This is a genomic window from Shewanella saliphila (assembly GCF_014648295.1).
In the GTDB taxonomy this organism is placed as follows: Bacteria; Pseudomonadota; Gammaproteobacteria; order Enterobacterales; family Shewanellaceae; genus Shewanella; species Shewanella saliphila.
The window spans coordinates 33,989-54,690 of sequence record NZ_BMQV01000031.1; the positions used below are offsets into that span (position 1 = coordinate 33,989).

15 protein-coding genes are annotated in these 20,702 nt (G+C 45.2%); 12 read left to right on the forward strand and 3 right to left on the reverse strand.

Going from position 1 to position 20,702, the window contains the following annotated elements:
* The first annotated feature begins 1,765 nt into the window (after positions 1-1,765).
* The 6 genes from IEY48_RS14075 to IEY48_RS14100 all read left to right on the forward strand — a co-directional run bounded on the left by IEY48_RS14075 (position 1,766) and on the right by IEY48_RS14100 (position 8,645).
* Complete coding sequence (locus IEY48_RS14075; RefSeq protein ID WP_188921369.1) at positions 1,766-3,517, forward strand: protein adenylyltransferase SelO; 1,752 nt, start codon at positions 1,766-1,768, stop codon at positions 3,515-3,517.
* 251 nt (positions 3,518-3,768) lie between these two features.
* The gene (locus tag IEY48_RS14080) at positions 3,769-4,419 is read left to right on the forward strand and encodes a hypothetical protein (RefSeq protein WP_188921371.1); all 651 of its coding nucleotides are present in this window, start codon (positions 3,769-3,771) and stop codon (positions 4,417-4,419) included.
* On the forward strand, positions 4,412-5,290 hold the full coding sequence (locus IEY48_RS14085; RefSeq protein ID WP_188921373.1) for a DUF3307 domain-containing protein: 879 nt from the start codon (positions 4,412-4,414) through the stop codon (positions 5,288-5,290). Before IEY48_RS14080 ends, IEY48_RS14085 begins: the two co-directional genes overlap by 8 nt.
* A gap of 646 nt (positions 5,291-5,936) precedes the next feature.
* Complete coding sequence (locus tag IEY48_RS14090) at positions 5,937-6,683, forward strand: (Fe-S)-binding protein (protein ID WP_160052393.1); 747 nt, start codon at positions 5,937-5,939, stop codon at positions 6,681-6,683.
* 8 nt (positions 6,684-6,691) lie between these two features.
* Entirely contained in the window at positions 6,692-8,080 is a 1,389-nt protein-coding gene (locus IEY48_RS14095; RefSeq protein ID WP_188921375.1) for a lactate utilization protein B, read from the forward strand.
* A gap of 1 nt (position 8,081) precedes the next feature.
* The gene (locus IEY48_RS14100) at positions 8,082-8,645 is read left to right on the forward strand and encodes a LutC/YkgG family protein (RefSeq protein ID WP_188921377.1); all 564 of its coding nucleotides are present in this window, start codon (positions 8,082-8,084) and stop codon (positions 8,643-8,645) included.
* A 129-nt stretch (positions 8,646-8,774) separates the two neighbouring features.
* Here IEY48_RS14100 and IEY48_RS14105 read toward each other — a convergent pair whose 3' ends face one another.
* The gene (locus IEY48_RS14105) at positions 8,775-9,674 is read right to left on the reverse strand and encodes a LysR family transcriptional regulator (protein WP_188921378.1); all 900 of its coding nucleotides are present in this window, start codon (positions 9,672-9,674) and stop codon (positions 8,775-8,777) included.
* A gap of 232 nt (positions 9,675-9,906) precedes the next feature.
* Here IEY48_RS14105 and IEY48_RS14110 point away from each other — a divergent pair, with 232 nt between their 5' ends.
* From IEY48_RS14110 to IEY48_RS14135, 6 genes are all read left to right on the forward strand, one after another.
* Positions 9,907-10,551, forward strand: a complete 645-nt coding sequence (locus IEY48_RS14110) for a GntR family transcriptional regulator (protein WP_188921380.1) — start codon at positions 9,907-9,909, stop codon at positions 10,549-10,551.
* Positions 10,552-10,605: 54 nt separating this feature from the next.
* On the forward strand, positions 10,606-11,484 hold the full coding sequence (prpB, locus tag IEY48_RS14115; protein WP_188921382.1) for a methylisocitrate lyase: 879 nt from the start codon (positions 10,606-10,608) through the stop codon (positions 11,482-11,484).
* 93 nt (positions 11,485-11,577) lie between these two features.
* Entirely contained in the window at positions 11,578-12,702 is a 1,125-nt protein-coding gene (gene prpC / locus IEY48_RS14120) for a bifunctional 2-methylcitrate synthase/citrate synthase (protein WP_188921384.1), read from the forward strand.
* 80 nt (positions 12,703-12,782) lie between these two features.
* On the forward strand, positions 12,783-15,377 hold the full coding sequence (gene acnD, locus IEY48_RS14125; protein WP_188921386.1) for a Fe/S-dependent 2-methylisocitrate dehydratase AcnD: 2,595 nt from the start codon (positions 12,783-12,785) through the stop codon (positions 15,375-15,377).
* 75 nt (positions 15,378-15,452) lie between these two features.
* Positions 15,453-16,622, forward strand: a complete 1,170-nt coding sequence (gene prpF / locus IEY48_RS14130) for a 2-methylaconitate cis-trans isomerase PrpF (RefSeq protein ID WP_188921388.1) — start codon at positions 15,453-15,455, stop codon at positions 16,620-16,622.
* Between the two features lie 432 nt (positions 16,623-17,054).
* Positions 17,055-19,235 (forward strand): sodium:proton antiporter, encoded by a 2,181-nt coding sequence (locus IEY48_RS14135; RefSeq protein ID WP_188921390.1) that lies wholly within the window; start codon positions 17,055-17,057, stop codon positions 19,233-19,235.
* Between the two features lie 85 nt (positions 19,236-19,320).
* On the opposite strand, the gene bcp is transcribed toward IEY48_RS14135, so the two are convergent.
* Both bcp and IEY48_RS14145 read right to left on the reverse strand, forming a co-directional pair.
* Positions 19,321-19,788, reverse strand: coding sequence for a thioredoxin-dependent thiol peroxidase (gene bcp, locus IEY48_RS14140; RefSeq protein ID WP_188921392.1), 468 nt, complete (start codon positions 19,786-19,788; stop codon positions 19,321-19,323).
* A 77-nt stretch (positions 19,789-19,865) separates the two neighbouring features.
* On the reverse strand, positions 19,866-20,402 hold the full coding sequence (locus IEY48_RS14145; RefSeq protein WP_188921394.1) for a glycine cleavage system transcriptional repressor: 537 nt from the start codon (positions 20,400-20,402) through the stop codon (positions 19,866-19,868).
* Positions 20,403-20,702: the final 300 nt, after the last annotated feature.

Genomic DNA, 20,702 nt, shown 5'->3' on the forward strand with positions numbered 1-20,702 from the left:
ATATTTTTAAGTCAGTTAAGATGTGCAGTTTGTCGCTGGGCGAAGCGCCACGAAGTGAGTGGTTGCAGGCCATGAATACAAAACGACCTAATAACAAAAGCTAACACCTGGATCCCGGCTAAAAAGCATTGCCGGGACGACGAGCGGGTTACAACAGGCCTTTTGGCCCGAGTAGAATTCAGTTGAATAAAAGAAAATCAATTAATAAACAATAGCTTATAGGCGTTTTTTGTGTTTTTATAAATGAATTTTCATTTCTTTAAAAATTCCTAAATTCAACTCCTAAATTGAGGCCGTTGAAGAAAATGACGTGAGCTAGCCATAGATGGCGAGCTAGCTTTAGAGGGGAAGGGACGCCCCATCTGAAGCGTTAGCATTTTCGAATAAGGCTGAAGAACACCGAAACGCGGTCAAAAGCTGGATTCAACCACGTCGCGAAATTATCGCTTTTCAGATAATTTTGATGTGGCGGCTGGGAGTTCCAAGAGGGAACAGCCGTTGGTTTCCTCTTGGTCTGGTGTGGGCGAAGCGCCACGACGTTAGTGGCCGCAGGCCATGAGTATAAAAGTACAAAGCACCTGGATCCCGGCTAAAAAGCATTGCCGGGACGACGAGAAAGTAGCTAGCAAGCTTCTATCCAAAAATGAGTTAGATGCCTCAGCTTGAAATGCCTAAATTCAACTCAGAACTTGAGGCCGTTGAAGAAAATGTTGCCACAGGTTCATATTTTAAAAAACTATTCGGAAACAGGGGGTTATGAATATTTATTGCAACAGTTCAAATTCAACTTTGAACTTGAGGCCGTTGAAGAACATGTTGCCACTGGTTCATATTTGAAACAAACTTTGCGGCAACAATGAGTTACGAATATTGCTTGCAACAGTCCAAATTCAACTTTGAACTTGAGGCCGTTGAAGACTTTTTACAAGTGAATACGTGAGCTGGCCATAGACGGCGAGCTAGCTTTAGAGGGGAAGGGACGCCCCATCTGAAGCGTTAGCATTTTCGAATAAGGCCGAAGCAGACTAAAAATAAAGTTAAAAGCTGGATCAGACCACGTCGCGAAATTATTGTTTTTCAGATAATTTTGAGGTGACGGCTGGGCCAATTCTTTTATAAAAAATAAAGAGGGAACAGCCGTTGGTTTCCTCTTGGTCTGGTGTGGGCGAAGCGCCACGACGTTAGTGGCCGCAGGCCATGAGTATAAAAGTACAAAACAAACACCTGGATCCCGGCTCAAAAGCATTGCCGGGACGACGAGCGGGTTGCAACAGGCCTTTTGGCCCGTGCAGGGTGGAACCTTGCGATCTTCATCTGGTGTGGGCGAAGCGCCACGACGTTAGTGGCCGCAGGCCATGAGTATAAAAGTACAAAACAAACACCTGGATCCCGGCTTAAAAGCATTGCCGGGACGACGAGCGGGTTGCAACAGGCCTTTTGGCCCGTGCAGGGTGGAACCTTGCGATCTTAATTTGGTGTGGGTGAAGCGCCACGACGTTAGTGGCCGCAGGCTATAGCAGATATGATGGATCATCATATGACATGATCTCAATTTTGCAGATGCAGCAAAGTCTGCTTTTCATTAGTACAAGCTGTCGTTACCATAGGTTTGGTTTCTCTCAGGCTCTTGCAAATATCACAACGCAGGCCTTCGATATATATGCTGAAAAGTTCCATTGCAAAATTTGAACAAATCGACTCATCGTCGATACGATGAGCCATCAAGTTGTGAACAAACCTTCTACTCAATTAACCAGGTATCCCTATGACTAATCAACTGTCCCCGCAAAAAAACGCTACTGTCGAGACAGTGAAAGACCTTGCTAAATGGGCCAATTATTCGTTGATGAACACGCTTAAACGTGATCCTGATGCCACATCTCATGGTGCTGATCATAGGCCTAGGCAAGTATTTTCGGGCCATTATGTTCCCGTTAATCCGACACCGATTGAAAACCCTGAATATGTCGCCCACAGCAGTACTTTTTTTAAAGAATTAGGTTTTGCTGACAGCATGGCGCAGTCGGATGATTTTATGCGTTTGTTCTCTGGTGATCTGTCTAATGTCCCTGAGCCAATGAGCAAGCTTGGTTGGGCATGTGGCTATGCGCTATCGATTTATGGCACTGAGTACATTCAACAATGTCCGTTCCAAACCGGTAACGGGTACGGTGACGGCCGGGCGGTGTCTGTGCTTGAAGCCGTTATCAATGGCAAGCGTTGGGAGATGCAACTTAAAGGGGGCGGACGTACGCCATATTGCCGCGGTGCAGATGGCCGCGCGGTATTGCGCTCAAGTGTACGTGAGTTTTTAGCCCAGGAGCACATGCATGCGCTGGGTGTACCTACGTCTCGCTCGCTGAGTTTATATGTTTCGAAAACCGAAACAGTGCAGCGCCCTTGGTACTCCGAAGGCTCGCGTGAGCAAGACCCCGATCGAATGATCACCGAAGCCGTGGCGATTTCAACACGTGTGGCACCGTCATTTATTCGGGTAGGGCAGCTTGAGCTTTTTGGCCGCCGCGCCCGCAAACATGAACACCCGCAAGCGATGGCAGAGCTTGAACAGCTGGTGCTGCACTTAATTGATCGTGAATACGCCGATGTTATCGACCCTAACCTCTCCTTGCGCGATAAAGTGCTCAAGCTCGCAAGTGAGTTCCGTAGCCGTTTAACGTCATTGGTGGCTAACTGGGTGCGTGTGGGTTACTGCCAGGGTAACTTTAACAGCGATAACTGCGCTGCCGGTGGCTTTACTCTGGATTACGGCCCATTTGGTTTTTGCGATGTGTTTAACCCTCAATATCAACCGTGGACCGGCGGCGGCCAGCACTTTGCGTTTTTAAATCAAGACGCAGCCGCTGAGCGTAACTACTTGATGTTTTGCACCGCATTAAGTCCATTACTGGCAAATGAAGCTGATGGTATAGATGGGCTTCAGCAATTGGTTAATGATTTTTCTACCGAGATGCAAACAAAAATGGAGCAGATGTGGGCGACTAAATTGGGGCTTAACCGCTTTAACGCGGCGCTATTTACTGAGCTTAGCACCCTGATGCAGCAAACCTCTGTTGATTACACAATGTTTTTCCGTGAACTTTCATCGTTGCCTGATGATATTGGGCCACTGACAAAAAGCTTTTACCGAGATGTATCGCAAGGGTCGCAAGGGCCGCAGGGGTTAGAGCAACGCTGGGTTGCATGGTTAGCTCAATGGCATTCGCTGCTAACCAGTGAGGCTAATAGTGATGACATTAGCGTATTGACTCGTAGCCGTGACGATATCGCCAAGCAGATGAAACAGGTTAACCCTAAGTACAGTTTGCGTGAATGGTTATTGGTGCCAGCTTACCAACAAGCGAGCCAGGGTGATTATACCTTGCTGCGTGAGCTGCAGGCTGTGATGACCGATCCTTATGCCGAGCAATCTCAAGAAGTAGAGGACACCTTTTATCGCCTTAAGGCATCTGAATATTTTGCTATCGGTGGCTTGTCGCACTTGAGCTGCTCGTCATAACGCTGAGTTAACTTGTCGGATTTAACAGCTGTGATACTCAATGCACTTTTGGGTTCTTCTCAAGCTAATTGAAGCTCTGTAGTGTGATTGCCATTAGCTTAAAATGGCTAAATGTTAATATTTAGCCATTAACGGCTAAATCTATCGGTAAGGCTTGTGCTCTTAATCGCTATTAGCCAAAAAAGGCTAAATTTGCATTATTAGCCGAAAGTGGCTAAATTGGTATCAGTCTGCAAACAAAGGAGCCTTGTGTGGAGTCTACTTATAAACCGATAGCGGTGATTGTTGGCGATGTTGTTGACTCAACCAAGCTTACATCAGCCCAATTTGAGCAACTACTTGAACGCATTAAAATAATACAGACATGGATCAGCGAAGGGCATAGCGCCAATGCGCACAGTATTGAGCGCGGAGATGAGTTTCAGTCTGTGGTGCATGATATTGAAAATGCCTTGAGATATACCATTATCTACCGCATTGGCATTAAAGCGCTGGGTAAAGCCTTTGATAGTCGGATTAGTTTTGCCATTGCCGCCAATGCCGATTTACGTGAGTCGGTGTCTGAGTCGATGGGGCCTGCATTTGTGCTTTCTGGCCGAGGGCTCAGTAGCCTTAAAAATGACCAGTTATTGTTCAGCTCTGATAGGATCACGCTCACTGAGTACTTTGATTTACTGTTTAAATACCTTGATAAACAACTGACCGAGTTAACCGCGCGCCAATGCGAAGTCATGTTGCCCATGCTTCGCACCAATCAAGGATTGTCGATCAGTGAATTAGCAGAACAGCTTGATGTGGCGACGGCCACTGCCAGTAAGTCACTTAAAGCGTCAGGTTGGCCATTGATCAACGAGCTAAACCATCGGTTTATGGAGAAAGTTGCGGGGCTCAAGTATGTTTGATTTTTTCGGCGTGCTCATTCCATTTTTATTTATTCACATCATTTGTGACTTTTATCTTCAACCCGATCGCTGGGTTGAGGCTAAAAAAGCACACACTTACCGTTCACCTGAGCTTTACTATCACTCACTTTTACATGGAGTAGGTTTAATACTGCCAGCATTAACCCTGGGCATAGATTGGCGTTCAACGGTTTGCTTAGTTGTGATTGTTGCCGTGACGCATTTTGTTATCGATTTATGGAAAGTGACCACACCCAAGGGTGATAAGTTAGCCTACTTTGTGATTGATCAGGCTTTGCATGTGTTGGTACTGGTAGCGATTGCGTTTCATGTGGCAAATGGTGCATCGATTGAGGCCGTGTTAACGCATAAGCACTTTTCAGATGGGGTGTTAGTGATGTTTGCTTACTTGCTTATCCTAAAGCCAACCTCAATTGTGATAGGTGCTGTATTGAGTAAATATCCTATCGTTAACTCAGTGGAAGATACTGGTGTAAATGTAAATACTTCAGTAAATGTCGACACCATGGAAGCTAACGATGCTGCAGCTGATCCGGTTGCTGCGGTTGCTAAAGTGACAACCGCTAGCCCTGTTAACGCTGAGGCGACAAATGTCAGTGGTCTGGTTGCCGGTGGCGAGTTGATTGGTTACCTAGAACGATTATTAATACTGACGTTTACGCTGGTGGGCAGCTATGCCGCAGTGGGCTTTGTATTAGCCGCCAAGTCGATATTCAGGTTTGGTGAATTAAATCAATCAGCTAACCGCAGCATGACAGAGTATGTATTGATTGGTTCGTTATTGTCGGTGGTGATCACCACTCTGATCGGGGCAGTAGTTTCATTGGGTTTAGGGATAAAACTGAAATAAATAACCTGATCACGGTGTTACTACCACAGCAGAAAAAACCGCAAAAAAAAGCCTCTAAATCTATAGAGGCCCGATAATCTTATGCAGATTAAAAGCGATACCTATAATCAGCGTTTATCCCCATTCCCATAACAGATAGACGCTGAGTATAGTCACCAAGCATTGTGTAGACAGTTGATTATATTTAATTAAGCTTAATGTCATTTCAATCAAGTCATTTTTAATCAAAATTAAATTCAGCCATAAATACAAGCAAACAATGCCAAAGCGTTGTACCCGCTAGATTAACATCAGTGTGAATAAGTCCATTTAGCAATATTGTAAAAGGGGGAAGTCACTGACGTCATCATTAGATCAATTTTGCAAAAACTATGTAAAAGTCACAATCATAAAAGCACTATCTGCGACATTGTGTCGCAGGACCGCATAAAGTAGAGGTCGAAAATTGCACGATAATGTCATTATTGTCGATCTATTCACCATAAAAATGAAAAAGTCTGTCGCGATATTTGCTAAATAAGCACTACATTTTATAAGGGTATAAGCATACATTGTTGGTTCGATGATAAGTCGTTAGCCATTAACTTGAGTGAAAACTGTTTGCCTCGTTAATGAGTAATAACGCGTTTGGGGAACATACTACCTTATGAAAATAGCTCTATTTATTCCGTGCTTAGTCAATCAGATGATGCCTGATGTTGCGATAGCCACTTTGAACTTGTTAGAAAAACTGGGGCACCAGGTCATTTTTCCGCAAGGGCAAACCTGTTGTGGCCAGCCAATGACCAATTCTGGTTGTTTTGATGAAGCCAAAAAAACCACGCTTAAATTGCTTAATGCCTTTAAAGGTGTCGAGTGTGACGCCATTGTGTGTCCTGCTGCGAGTTGCCTTGTGGCAGCCAAAGAAAACTTTCATGAGTTTGACAGCAGTAAAGAGGCTCAAGAGGTAATTAATAAACTCTATGAGTTAACCGAGTTTCTGCATGATGTTGCGCCAATTGACCATTTTGCACGACCAATAACCAAAAAAATCAGTCTGCAAATGAGCTGTCACGGCATCCGTATGCTCAACTTAGCCACGCCAACAGAAGAAATGGGTAAACAACGCTTTAATAAAGTCGAGGCTGTATTAGGCAAGATTGCAGGGCTCGAGATTGTTTATCCGGCACGTATTGATGAATGTTGCGGCTTTGGCGGAACATTTGCGGTTGATGAGGGCGCCGTGTCGGCCAAAATGGGTAAAGATAAAGCTCAGGCTCACGCCGCAACCGGGGCCCAATATGCTGTGGGTTTTGATCCCTCATGTTTACTGCATTTAGACGGCATGATCCGCCGCCAATTACTGCCTATTGAAACCCGCCATATTGCTCAAATCATTAACGATGCCCTGTAGGAGATACCATGACTGAATTATATTCTGCATCTGGCTCAAAGGTGCATGCACATAAAGCGGATATATTTTGCCGTGATGAAACCCGCGTCGATTGGCACTCAAAAGCCTTATGGCTATTGCGTGAAAAGCGTGACCGTGCAGCGGCGAGTATTCCTGAATGGGAACAATTAAGACAACTTGGCTCAGAGCTTAAGCTGCATACCTTAACTCACCTAACAGATTACCTGCAGCAGTTTGAACAACAATGCCAAGCCAATGGCATTGTGGTGCATTGGGCCAAAGATGGCCAAGAGCATAACCAAATTGTATTGAATATTTTGGCAACACATCAGGTTAAGCGTTTAGTTAAATCTAAGTCGATGCTCACCGAAGAATGCCACATGAACCCGTTTTTAGAACAACACGGTATTGAAGTGGTGGATACCGATTTGGGTGAACGGATTATCCAGTTAGCTAACATGCCGCCATCGCACATTGTGGTGCCTGCCATTCACATGAAAAAACAAGAAGTGGGCGATTTGTTTCATCAACAATTGGGCACTAAAAAGGGTGAGTCAGACCCATTGTATTTAACCCGGGCTGCACGAGCTCATTTAAGAGAGAAGTTTTTAACGGCCGATGCGGCGATGACAGGCGTGAATATGGCCATTGCAGACCAAGGCGCGGTTGTGGTGTGCACTAACGAAGGCAATGCCGATATGGGTGCCAACTTGCCTAAATTGCAACTGCATTCAATGGGTATCGACAAAGTGGTGCCAAATATGGATGCCGCAGGAGTATTGCTGCGTACCTTAGCGCGTAATGCGACAGGGCAACCGATTACCACCTATTCATCATTTTACCGTGGTCCGCAACAAGACGGCGAGATGCACGTGATTATTGTTGATAATGGTCGCACAGAAATGATGAAGGATAAGATATTAGCCGAATCATTAAAATGTATCCGCTGCGGTGGTTGTTTAAATACATGTCCGGTTTATCGCCGCTCTGGTGGTTACAGTTATAACTACACCATCCCAGGGCCTATTGGTATTGCGGTGGGGGCAAAAGAGGATTCAACCCATTCAATCCCGTGGGCCTGCACCTTATGTGGCAGTTGCACTTATGTGTGCCCAACCAAAGTGCCGTTAGATAAGATTATTGCCCATCACCGTCGTCTTAAAGCCGAAAGTAAAACCTTACCGTATGGCAAAAGTGGCTACATGCCTTTGGTGGGCCGTTTTATGGCCAGTGACACCATGATGAATACATCAATGTCTGCGGCAAGACTGGCTTTGCGTGTGTTACCCGGTAGCTTGCTTAAACCATTCAGTGGTGCCTGGGGTAAATATCGCGAATTGCCTGTTGCACCAGAGTCAAGCTTTGCCACTTGGTATGCTAAAAATCGGAGCCGTTAATATGTCGAGTAAAAACAGTATTTTATCAGCGTTATCACAATCAGCATTAACCGCTCATCCAATGCCCAACATTGAGGTGGAAGTGACACCTCAGCCATTAGTTGAAACCTTTGCAGCAAGCCTGGTTACGGTAGCAGGTGAGTTACATCAACACGGTGGTTTGGCGGCATTACAAGCCAAAGTCGATGAATTAATGGCGCAAAAATTACAAGTGTTGTCGTTAGTTGAAGGGGTGAGTGGTAATCGACAAGTGCCAAATACTGCTCATGAACTGGCTGATATTGATTATGCCATTTTAGCGGGGGAGTTAGGTGTTGCTGAAAACGGCGCAATTTGGGTGAGCCAAACGCAGCACCGGGTGACCCCTTTTATTTGCGAGAATTTGATTTTAGCCCTGCCTGAAAAGGCTCTGGTGGCCAATATGCATCAAGCGGTTAACCAGGTGTCTTTGGCGCAAGGGGCGCTCGGCGTGTTTGTGGCTGGCCCATCTAAAACGGCTGATATTGAACAAGCACTGGTCGTGGGCGCACATGGCGCATGCAGCCTGCAGGTGTATTTGTATTAGTGTTATCCGGGTAAATAAATCGGTGCAAGGCAGACTGATGTTGGGTGACTAACATCAGCCACTCACAATAAGTGCTTTGCACCACTTTTGCACCACTTTTACACCCATATGTCTGTTTGTGCCAGAGTGTTAAAATAAATCAAAAATACTGACACAACGCTGTTGAATAAACTCAATAAACAGTTTTACTTTTAACGGTTGTTGGCGGCGTTGATGATATAAAATACTGATCCTGCGATGCTCTCCAGCCCAATCTGGTAATACTCTAACCAGTTCGCCTTGCTCAAGCTGCGGCTTAACAAACAACGCGGGCCCATACAAAATCCCACCATCTGCCACCGTGGCTTTAACCGCGGCATGGATATCGCCTAAGGTCAGTTTCGCTGGGCCGTCATAGTAAAATTCTTGACCATTTTTATGTGTAAGGCTCCAATTAAACAGTGGCCACACTTTAATCAAAGGGAACTGAATTAATTGCTGTGGATGACGTAACTCGGTCAACTGTTCGGCAAAATTGGCAGAGGCGTATAAGCCATAATCCAGCACACCTAGCGATGTCGACACCCAGGAGGAGTCGGGTTGAGCACCACCGACAATGGCCACATCAACACCTTCATCAATCAAATCAATAGTGCTGTTATTTTGCGTCACATGCAGCTGTATATGTGGATGTAACTTAGAAAAATCGTTTATTGCATCAATCAGGATCATCGACGTAATCGAGATTGGCGTACAGATCCGTAAAGTCGACTGTTGCTCATTAATATGATTTGCAGATAACTGGTCAAATTGCGCAACGAGTTGATGATAACGGTCAAACAGCGCGCCGCCTTCTTCTGTTAAGCGTAATTTGCGTGTGCTGCGCATGATCAGCTGAGTATTCAGATTACGTTCTAATTTGCTGATCTTTCGGCTAACGGTCGCGACGGGTAATTGTAATGCAGTTGCAGCAGGCGAAAAACCACCGGCATTAACCACATGAATGAATAAATGAATCAGCTCTAATTGTGGGCCTGATGGCTGGGTCATACGCATTCCTTGTCGTGTAGCTAGGTTGATCTGTTAGGCAGGATATTGGTCATCATCTTAGCATGCATTACTCATTAGAGATGCGAGCCAAACACCTGTTAAGCGTTAATCTCATCATTAAATACACTTTGTCGACAATAAGTGGGCTTTTATGGTTGTTTTATGTTCTAAACTTGCTATATTGTCGACAACTTGGTGTTAATTATTCTATTTATATGTTCAAGGTATCACTATGAACCAACCGATAACCGCTGCAGATAAGACCTATATAGCACTACGCGACGATATCGTCGAAGGTCGTATTGAAGCCGGTTCAAAGTTAAGCGAGACTGAATTGTCGACAAAGTTTGCCGTCAGTCGTGCGGTGATCCGTGAGGCCATTAATCGCTTAGAGTCATGCCACATTGTTGAGCGTAAAGCCAATGTAGGCGCTCGGGTGGTGGCGTTGTCGCCGCAAGGCTTAATTGAACTGTATCAAGTGCGCGAATCGCTAGAAGGCATGGCCGCGCGGTTAGCGGCAACCAATATGACCGATGAAGAAATTGCTGACTTAGGCGCGTTATTACAATCTCATTTTGATGAGGTTAAAGGCGGCGAGTCATATTATCAAGAAGCCGGTGATGTGGACTTTCATTATCGGATTATTTTAGGCAGTAAAAACAAGCACCTAATTTCTATGCTGTTTGATGGCATTTATCATTTAGTGCGCATGTATCGCGTACAACTTGGCATGGCGGGGCCGCGTGTGACCACCGCTTATGATGAACACAAGCACATTGTTCAGGCCATTTTAAATCGTGACGCTGAATTAGCTGAAATGCTGATGCGTCGCCACATTTTATATTCTAAAAACAGTATCGAACATAAATTATCGTAATCGCTGACATGTGACGTAAAACGTCACTCACGACATTGTATAAAGGGGAATAGCATGAGCGCAGGGAAAAAATTTCGTCAAGCCTTAGTTAATAACAAACCATTGCAAATTGTGGGCACCATTAATGCCTACTCAGCAATGATGGCTAAACAAATTGGTCATCAAGCCATTTACTTGTCAGGCGGCGGTGTGGCCAATGCATCATACGGTTTACCAGATTTAGGCATGACATCACTTAATGATGTGCTGGTGGATGTACAACGTATTACCTCAGCCTGTGACTTACCTTTATTGGTCGATATTGATACGGGTTGGGGCGGGGCGTTTAACATTGCTAAAACCGTACGCGATATGGAAAAAGCCGGTGCAGCCGCAGTGCACATGGAAGATCAAGTGGCGCAAAAGCGTTGTGGTCACCGTCCTAATAAAGAAATAGTGCCAGTAGAAGAAATGGTCGACCGCATTAAAGCGGCGGTTGATGCGCGCACCGATCCAGACTTTTTCATTATGGCGCGTACTGACTCATTTGCTCAAGAAGGGCTAGCAGCCGCGATTGAACGTGCTAAAGCCTATGTAGCAGCCGGTGCAGACGGTATTTTTGCTGAAGCCATTAAAACAGAAGAGCACTACCGCGCTTTTGCAGAGGCATTAGATGTGCCTATTTTGGCTAACATTACCGAGTTTGGCCAAACCGAATTATGGAATAAACAGCAGTTAGGCGAGTGGGGCGCAGCAATGGTGTTATACCCATTAAGCGCATTTAGAGCCATGAACAAAGCGGCTGAAATGGTCTACAGCGCCATATTAACCGATGGCGATCAAAAAGCAGTAGTCGACAGCATGCAAACACGCATGGAGCTTTATGACTACCTGGGTTACCACGACTATGAACAAAAATTAGACAGTTTATTTGCCGAAGGCAAAAACAAATAAGCGTATAAATAAAGATAAACAACAAGACTCAAAACCCTACATATGTGTGTCCTTGATGGGGGCACACAGCAAGCATAAGAAGGAAGATATATCATGGTAGACAAGAAATTATCAGGTGCAGGATTACGTGGTCAAAGTGCTGGCGAAACAAAATTATGTACCGTAGGTAAATCAGGTTCTGGCCTGACTTATTGTGGTTACGATGTGTCAGACCTAGCGGATAACGCCACCTTTGAAGAAGTCGCCTACTTATTATTTAATGGCGAATTACCGACTCAAGCACAATTAAGCGAATATAAAGCCGAACTTACCGCGCTGCGTGACTTACCCGATGCGTTAAAAGCGGTACTAAAGCTTATTCCAGCTGACGCTCACCCAATGGATGTGATGCGTACTGGTTGCTCGTTTTTAGGTAACCTTGAACCAGAAGTTGATTTTACTCAGCAACACAAAGCTGCCAATCGTTTGCTTGCCGCCTTTCCAGCCATTATGTGTTACTGGTATCGCTACAGCCATGACGGTGTAGAAATTGATTGCACCACAGATGAAGAATCTCTGGGTGGACATTTTCTTAAACTGTTGCGCGGTGAAACCCCGTCAGCACAGCACCGTAAAGTCATGGACGTGTCGTTGATTTTGTATGCAGAGCATGAATTTAACGCCTCAACCTTTACTGCTCGAGTATGTGCATCAACCTTGTCTGATATGTATTCATGTGTGACTGGCGCGATTGGTACTTTACGTGGCCCATTACACGGCGGCGCCAACGAAGCGGCCATGGACATGATCCAAAAGTTCAGTTCACCGGCCGATGCCAAAGCGCAAATGGCAGGCATGTTAGAACGTAAAGAAAAAATCATGGGCTTTGGTCATGCTATTTACAGCGTGTCTGATCCACGTAATGTAATTATTAAAGCTTGGTCTGAAAAGCTGGCACATGAAAACGGTGATACTTCTTTATACGACATCTCAGTCGCCTGTGAAGAGTTTATGTGGGACACCAAAAAGCTATTTTGTAACGCTGACTTTTTCCATGCCTCGGCTTATCACTTTATGGGCATTCCAACAAAACTGTTCACCCCAATCTTTGTGTGTTCACGCTTAACCGGTTGGGCGGCACACGTGATGGAGCAGCGCTCAAATAACCGCATTATTCGCCCAAGTGCTGATTATGTCGGTAGCGAGCCTCGTAAAGTTGTGCCAATTAGCCAACGTTAATCCACTGGCCGAGCCTAACGGTTCGGCTTTTTCGATTTTGATAGTCGATCACCCAAACTGTATTAACTGTGGATCTTGTTATGAATACTCAATACCGTAAATCTTTACCCGGCACCAAGCTCGATTATTTTGATACTCAAGAAGCGGTTAACGCCATTGAGCCTGGCGCTTATGCCAAACTGCCTTATTGTTCACGTGTGTTTGCCGAGAACTTAGTGCGTCGTTGTTCGCCTGATATGCTCGTTGACTCGCTAAAGCAGTTAATTGAACGTAAACGCGATTTAGATTTTCCGTGGTTTCCTGCGCGTGTAGTGTGTCACGATATTTTAGGTCAAACCGCGTTGGTTGACTTAGCTGGCCTTCGTGATGCCATTGCTGAAAAAGGCGGTGACCCGTCAAAAGTAAACCCAGTTGTGCCAACACAATTAATTGTCGACCACTCATTAGCGGTTGAGCATGCCGGTTTTGAAAAAGACGCGTTTGAAAAAAACCGCGCCATTGAAGACCGCCGTAATGATGACCGTTTCCATTTTATTAACTGGACCAAAACGGCATTTAAAAATGTTGATGTTATCCAGCCGGGTAACGGCATTATGCATCAAATTAACCTAGAGAAAATGTCGCCAGTGGTTCATGCCCTTGATGGTGTGGCATTTCCAGACACTTTAGTCGGCACCGACAGCCACACTCCGCATGTTGATGCATTAGGGGTTATCGCTATTGGTGTCGGTGGGCTAGAAGCCGAAAGCGTGATGCTTGGGCGCGCATCGTATATGCGTTTGCCAGACATTGTGGGCGTTGAAATTACCGGCAAACCACAACCGGGTATTACCGCGACCGACATTGTACTCGCGTTAACAGAATACTTGCGCGCGCAAAAAGTAGTGTCGTCATATTTAGAGTTTTTTGGCGAAGGGACTCCGCATTTAACCCTGGGTGACCGTGCAACCATTACCAACATGACCCCAGAATACGGCGCCACAGCTGCGATGTTCTATATCGATCAACAAACTATCGATTACTTGACGCTGACCGGTCGCGATGACGAACAAGTTAAATTGGTTGAGACTTATGCTAAACAAGCAGGGTTATGGGCTGATACCTTATCGGAAGTTGACTATGAGCGTGTGTTGCATTTCGACCTTTCTACCGTTGGGCGTAACATTGCCGGACCATCAAATCCGCACAACCGCGTACCAACATCTGAGCTTGCTGCTCGCGGTATCAGTGGCGTGGTTGAAAACGAACCAGGTAAAATGCCAGACGGCGCGGTGATTATTGCTGCTATTACCAGTTGTACTAATACCAGTAATCCGCGCAACATGATTGCCGCCGGTTTGTTAGCCCGTAATGCCAATGCCCGCGGTTTATTGCGTAAGCCCTGGGTTAAATCGTCTCTTGCGCCTGGCTCAAAAGCCGTGCAATTGTATTTAGAAGAAGCAGGGTTGTTACCCGAGCTTGAAAACTTAGGTTTTGGTATTGTTGGTTTTGCCTGTACCACCTGTAACGGCATGAGCGGCGCACTGGACCCTGTGATTCAACAAGAAGTGATAGACCGTGATTTATACGCCACCGCAGTTTTGTCGGGTAACCGTAACTTTGACGGCCGTATTCACCCGTATGCGAAACAAGCATTCTTAGCTTCACCGCCATTAGTTATTGCCTATGCCATTGCCGGTACCATTCGTTTTGATATTGAAAAAGATATTCTCGGTATCGATAAAGACGGCAACGCCGTTACCTTAAAAGATATTTGGCCAACCGATGAAGAAATCGATACCGTCATTAAAACCAGCGTTAAGCCAGAGCAGTTCCGTAAAGTGTACGAGCCGATGTTCGACATTAAAGTTGAGTATGGCAGCCACGTGAATCCGCAATACGACTGGCGTCCACAGAGTACCTATATTCGTCGCCCACCTTATTGGGAAGGCGCATTAGCAGGCGAGCGCACCATGAAAGGCATGCGTCCGTTAGCGGTATTAGGCGACAACATTACCACCGACCATTTATCGCCATCGAACGCGATTATGCTCGACAGCGCCGCAGGTGCCTATTTGCATAAAATGGGCTTGCCAGAAGAAGACTTTAACTCGTATGCCACTCACCGCGGTGACCATTTAACGGCGCAGCGTGCTACGTTTGCTAACCCTAAGCTGTATAACGAAATGGTGCAGGAAGATGGCAATGTACGTCAGGGCTCGTTAGCCCGTATTGAGCCAGAAGGTCAGGTTACCCGCATGTGGGAAGCCATTGAAACCTACATGGCGCGTAAACAGCCACTGATTATTATTGCGGGTGCTGATTACGGCCAGGGTTCATCACGTGACTGGGCAGCTAAAGGCGTACGCCTTGCCGGTGTTGAAGTCATTGTCGCCGAAGGCTTTGAGCGTATCCATCGCACCAACTTAGTGGGCATGGGCGTGTTACCGCTTGAATTTATCAAAGGTGAGAACCGTCATACCTATGAGATTAACGGCACAGAAACCTATGATGTGGTTGGTACGCCCAAACCGGGAGCGATGTTGTCTGTTGTGATGACACGTCTTGATGGTGAGCAAGTGACGATTCCGGTTAAATGCCGTTTAGATACCGCTGAAGAGTGCTCAATTTATAAGGCGGGCGGCGTACTGCAACGCTTTGCTCAAGACTTTTTAGCCAACGAAGCGGCTAGCTAGTTAACGTAGCATCTCGTTATATCGGCAGTGTGTGATCAGGCTGCCGATTTTCTCATTTGATTGTAGGATGTTGTCATGGCTCATTTACCACAAATTAGAATACCCGCCACTTATATGCGCGGTGGCACCAGTAAAGGGGTATTTTTCAGTTTAACCGATTTACCTCCAGCCGCTCAGGTTGCTGGCCCTGAACGTGATGCCTTGTTATTGCGCGTCATTGGTAGCCCAGACCCTTATGCCAAGCACACCGATGGCATGGGCGGGGCAACCTCGAGTACCAGCAAAACCGTAATTTTATCAAAAAGCACTCAAGCCGATCACGATGTTGATTATCTGTTTGGCCAGGTTGCCATTGATAAACCCTTTGTTGATTGGAGCGGCAACTGCGGTAATTTAACCGCTGCAGTGGGATCGTTCGCCATCAGCAACGGCTTGATTGACCCAAACCGTGTGCCGCACAATGGCATCGCAGTTGTGCGGATTTGGCAAGCCAATATCCAAAAAACCATTATTGCCCATGTGCCGATCACTGACGGTGAAGTGCAAGAAACCGGCGACTTTGAACTGGATGGCGTGACCTTTCCTGCCGCTGAAGTGCAAGTGGAGTTTTTAGACCCTGCAGACGGTGAAGGCGCAATGTTCCCAACGGGTAACGTGGTTGATGTACTTGAAGTGCCTGGTATTGGCAGCTTTAACGCCACCATGATTAATGCAGGCATTCCGACCATTTTTATTAATGCAGCAGACATCAATTATGTTGGTACAGAGCTGCAAGATGACATTAATAATGATGATAAAGCGTTAACCATGTTTGAAACCATTCGCGCCTATGGTGCGGTTAAAATGGGACTCATTAAGCACATTGATGAAGCCGCCGCGCGTCAACATACGCCAAAAGTGGCTTTTGTCGCCCCCGCTACTGAGTATGTATCATCAAGTGGTAAAGCCGTAACCACTGCCGACATCGACTTAGTGGTACGTGCATTGTCGATGGGCAAATTGCATCATGCGATGATGGGTACAGCAGCCGTGGCTATTGGCACAGCAGCCGCTATTCCTGGCACCTTAGTAAATTTAGCTGCAGGCGGTGGTGAGCGCAGTGCTGTGCGCTTTGGTCATCCGTCGGGCACATTACGTGTGGGCGCTGAAGCGCAACTTATCGACGGCCAATGGCAGGTGAAAAAAGCCATTATGAGTCGAAGTGCTAGGGTATTAATGGAAGGTAAGGTGCGCGTGCCGCAGTAAGCTTGAGAAAATAAAGCGATGTAAATCAATAAAAAGCCTTGGTATTACCAAGGTTTTTTTATTGAGTTAACTCAAAATAAAAGTGTCATGTACATAAAAATATAATAATTTAATTATACGCTTATTGGCTGAATTTGTGATTTATAACAAATGTGATAACCGTCAAAAAACACTTGATCATGTAGTAAAATTAGTATGTTATATGCTGAAATTCTTATAGCCCATCACGCATTTTTGGATTTTAAGGGTGACATTTAATAAAAAATAATCAATGCAGCTGACAAAAGCGATTGTCGACGATATGACATTTACCTTGATTGGCTCAGGTAATAAAACATCAAGCCAGATAAGAGAAAACAGTTCACGTATTATCGTGAAGCACATTGCAACTGTGGCTACTTATTGCAGTGTTATTAAAAAAAGGAATCAAATATGGTTGAACACATCACAGGCATGCTGGCATTAATCGGTGTGCTGTCGCTTTTGTGTCAATGGGTGGGTTGGAAGTTACGATTACCAGCTATTTTACCGCTATTACTGTGTGGTTTACTGTTAGGCCCGGGCCTAGGCATTTTAGATCCCGATGAGATTTTCGGTGATTTGCTGTTTCCGATAATTTCCTTAGGGGTTGCGGTCATCCTTTTTGAAGGTGCACTCACACTAAACTTTAAAGAAATTAAAGATCATGGCCGCATGGTCACCAACCTAGTGAGTATCGGTGCATTAATCACCTGGCTCGTGATTGTGCCTGCTGCGCATTTTTTAATGGGCTTTGATTGGAGTATTGCCGCATTATTTGGCGCCCTAGTGGTGGTCACTGGCCCCACTGTAATTGTGCCTATGCTACGTACTGTTCAACCCAAATCTAACCTTGCCAGTATTCTGCGTTGGGAAGGTATTGTGATTGACCCCATTGGTGCCCTAATGGCGGTTTTGGTGTTTGAGTATATTGCGGTATCGAACGATCCGACGACCCATGTATTGCATGCCCTTGGCTTAACCTTAGTCATTGGTTTTGGTTTAGGTGCTATTGCAGGGTATTTAACGGGTTTGGCTATCCGTAAAAACTTATTCCCACATTACTTACTCAATACCGCAGTATTAACCATTATGCTAGGGGTGTTTGTTGGTTCTAATTTAGTACAGCATGAGTCAGGTTTATTGACAGTAACCGTGATGGGTATTTTACTGGCTAACATGCGCGGCGTAGATATTGCCGATATTTTAGAATTTAAAGAAACCCTTACCGTACTGCTGATCTCGGCACTGTTTATTTTACTGGCGGCGCGATTAGATTCTGGCGCCATGCTCGAGCTAGGTTTTGGCGGTTTTGCTGTGTTATTAGTGGTGATGTTTGTCGCTAGGCCATTAAGCATTTGGATATCGGGCCTTGGGACTAATTTATCGTCAAAAGAAAAATGGTTTTTAAGCTGGGTTGCACCACGCGGTATTGTGGCTGCAGCGATTTCATCATTATTTGCGATTAAGCTAGAAGAAGTCGGCTTAGAAGGCGCCAGTTCAATCGTACCATTAGTGTTTTTAATTATTATTGGTACGGTTGTTATTCAAAGTTTAACGGCTGGACGTTGGGCAAAATATTTGGGCGTAAAAGAAGGTTCAAACCAGGGGTTATTAATTTTTGGTGCGTCTAACTTTTCACGTGAACTGGCCAAAGTGTTAATTTCTAAAAACATCAAAGTGGTGTTAGCTGACAATAACTGGGACAGCATTCGCCAGGCGCGTATGGATAACATTCCGGTGTATTTCGGTAATCCAGCATCTGAACATGCTGAAACCTACATGGACTTAAGTGGTGTAGGCCGCGTGTTAGTGATGTCGCCTTACCGCCAGTTAAACCCATTAGTAACCTTCTATTTCCAGGACTTACTTGGGGTTGAAAAGGTGTATGGTTTAAACAACGCCGACAGCGGCAGTGCCCGTCACCAGTTGTCAGAGTCGTATTTAAAGCGCTTGTGTTTGTTTGGCGAAAACATTTCGTATGCCAAAATTGCCAGCTTAATGGCTAAAGGCGCAGTGTTAAAAGTCACCAACATTACTGAAAACTTTACCTATGAACACTTTAAAAAGCGCTATGGCGAAACGGCGATGCCTTTAGTTTATTTAACTAAAGAGGGTAAAGTGAAAGTCTTGTCTGGTGTAGGGCCATTTGACTATCCTGTTGGGATTGAGTTGATAAGCTTGTTACCACAAGAAGCCCAAGACCAAGCGGTTATTCAGCGCGCATTAGATGACGAAGCCGACCGTAAAGCAAAAGCATTAGCCGAAGCCGAAGCGAAAGCCGCTGCAGAAGCCCGCGCGATTCGCGAAGCGGAAGAGGCTGAGCAACGTGCAATTGAAAAAGCACGTCGCAAAGAAGAAGAGTTAGCACAGTTTGAAGAGCAAGAAAAAGCGCGACTGCTTGCTGAAGAACAAGCTGCACTAGTCAAAAAAGAAGCGGCTGAATTAGCCAAAGAACTGGCCACAGAAGAAAAAGCGAAAAAAGTGGCCGCACAAGCCCAAGCAACATCTGAAAGTGCTGATGAATCAACCCAGGTTGAGTCATCTATAGAGGAAGATAAACCAGCACAATCAACTGACCCTAAAACGGTTTAACCGTTAACGAGTAACAAAAAGGCTTAGCAGTCATTGCTAAGCCTTTTTTATTGGGTATTGTACGATTATAAGTTTGTACAGATAACTATTCAGCTAACGTTGTAAGCACGACTTCGTGATGGTTTTTGGTTTTAAATTTATTCAGCACATGGCTAATTTTACCATCAATGCCCACGATAAAGCTTAGGCGATGTATTCCATCATAGTGTTTACCCATGAATTGTTTTGGGCCCCATACGCCAAAGCCATCAGCAACAGCATGGTCTTCATCACTGAGTAAGGTGAAGTTGAGCGCTTGTTTGTCAGCAAACCTGGCCAATTTTGCCACTGGATCTGGACTAATGCCAAACACGGTCACATTTAACCTATCAAGTTGAGCTTTGATGTCACGTAAGCCTTGAGCTTGTACTGTACAGCCTGGGGTAGAGGCTTTGGGGTAAAAATACACCAGTACAGGTCCGTTGGTTAATGCTTGTTGTAATGATACGGTTTCACCCGCTTGGTTTTGCAAACTAAAATTAGGAGCGATGTCGCCCACGTTTAGGGTGTTCATGATTTTTCCTTATCAGGTCATTTGCAGATAATACGATGCAATGGCGAGTGAGGTTCAATTCAAGGTGAACCTGACTGCTAAGGCGCTGCAATGCCTTGCATTCGTTTAATGGTGCACTCTAAAGACATTGACTCAGCCAGCTCATGGATACTATTTTCAAGTGTGAGTAAGTCGACTTTGTCTGGAATATTGATTGCCAACAAAATGGATTGCGTTTTGAGATTGTCGTTATCGTCGGCATGCGAGCGAACAGCGGCGAGATCTAAGCCTTTATCGGCTAAGAATTGGGTAATGATTTTCATCGACCCACGTTGGTCTTCACCGTTAAAGATAACTTCTATTCGCGAAATAAAGTTTTTAGGCGTGTGTTTAGAGGTGCGCTTCATTACTGTCATGAGTTCAAGTTCAACACTTAAACTCGGTAATAAACTTTCAATTTTAGTGATGGCTGTCCATGAGCCAGATATCATCATAATTAAGGTAAATTCATTACCAAATAACGCCATACGACTGTCGACGATATCGCACTCACACTCACTAGCTAAACGCGCTAAACGACTCACTAAACCAGGACGGTCAGCGCCCATTGCCGTAACGACCAGGTAGTTGGTCATGGATTTTCCTCACTGTCGATATCTTGTTGCGAAAACGCCTACTTAAGCTCTGCGTTTATATGCGGGAGCTAATGCTAACATTTAACCGCAAAACACCTCAAGATACTAACTCATATCGGTCACATTAATACGATTATTTTTTACTGGAACAGCTTGAAAAATGCTAGGTTATACAGGGCCTGTTGATCTTTCAAGGTTGTTTTTGCAGCGAATTGTTGACCATTATTCACATTTACAACTGCGCGGCAGAGACTTCGAGGTGTAGTTATTCTACATAAAAAGTCGATAACGCAGTAAAAA

Excerpts from the sequence above, each read along its gene's own strand:
- IEY48_RS14075 (WP_188921369.1), top strand. The coding sequence starts at position 1,766 with ATGACTAATCAACTGTCCCCGCAAAAAAACGCTACTGTCGAGACAGTG.
- IEY48_RS14085 (WP_188921373.1), top strand. The coding sequence starts at position 4,412 with ATGTTTGATTTTTTCGGCGTGCTCATTCCATTTTTATTTATTCACATC.
- IEY48_RS14090 (WP_160052393.1), top strand. The coding sequence starts at position 5,937 with ATGAAAATAGCTCTATTTATTCCGTGCTTAGTCAATCAGATGATGCCT.
- IEY48_RS14095 (WP_188921375.1), top strand. The coding sequence starts at position 6,692 with ATGACTGAATTATATTCTGCATCTGGCTCAAAGGTGCATGCACATAAA.
- IEY48_RS14100 (WP_188921377.1), top strand. The coding sequence starts at position 8,082 with ATGTCGAGTAAAAACAGTATTTTATCAGCGTTATCACAATCAGCATTA.
- IEY48_RS14105 (WP_188921378.1), bottom strand. The coding sequence starts at position 9,674 with ATGACCCAGCCATCAGGCCCACAATTAGAGCTGATTCATTTATTCATT.
- IEY48_RS14110 (WP_188921380.1), top strand. The coding sequence starts at position 9,907 with ATGAACCAACCGATAACCGCTGCAGATAAGACCTATATAGCACTACGC.
- prpB (WP_188921382.1), top strand. The coding sequence starts at position 10,606 with ATGAGCGCAGGGAAAAAATTTCGTCAAGCCTTAGTTAATAACAAACCA.
- prpC (WP_188921384.1), top strand. The coding sequence starts at position 11,578 with ATGGTAGACAAGAAATTATCAGGTGCAGGATTACGTGGTCAAAGTGCT.
- acnD (WP_188921386.1), top strand. The coding sequence starts at position 12,783 with ATGAATACTCAATACCGTAAATCTTTACCCGGCACCAAGCTCGATTAT.
- prpF (WP_188921388.1), top strand. The coding sequence starts at position 15,453 with ATGGCTCATTTACCACAAATTAGAATACCCGCCACTTATATGCGCGGT.
- IEY48_RS14135 (WP_188921390.1), top strand. The coding sequence starts at position 17,055 with ATGGTTGAACACATCACAGGCATGCTGGCATTAATCGGTGTGCTGTCG.
- bcp (WP_188921392.1), bottom strand. The coding sequence starts at position 19,788 with ATGAACACCCTAAACGTGGGCGACATCGCTCCTAATTTTAGTTTGCAA.
- IEY48_RS14145 (WP_188921394.1), bottom strand. The coding sequence starts at position 20,402 with ATGACCAACTACCTGGTCGTTACGGCAATGGGCGCTGACCGTCCTGGT.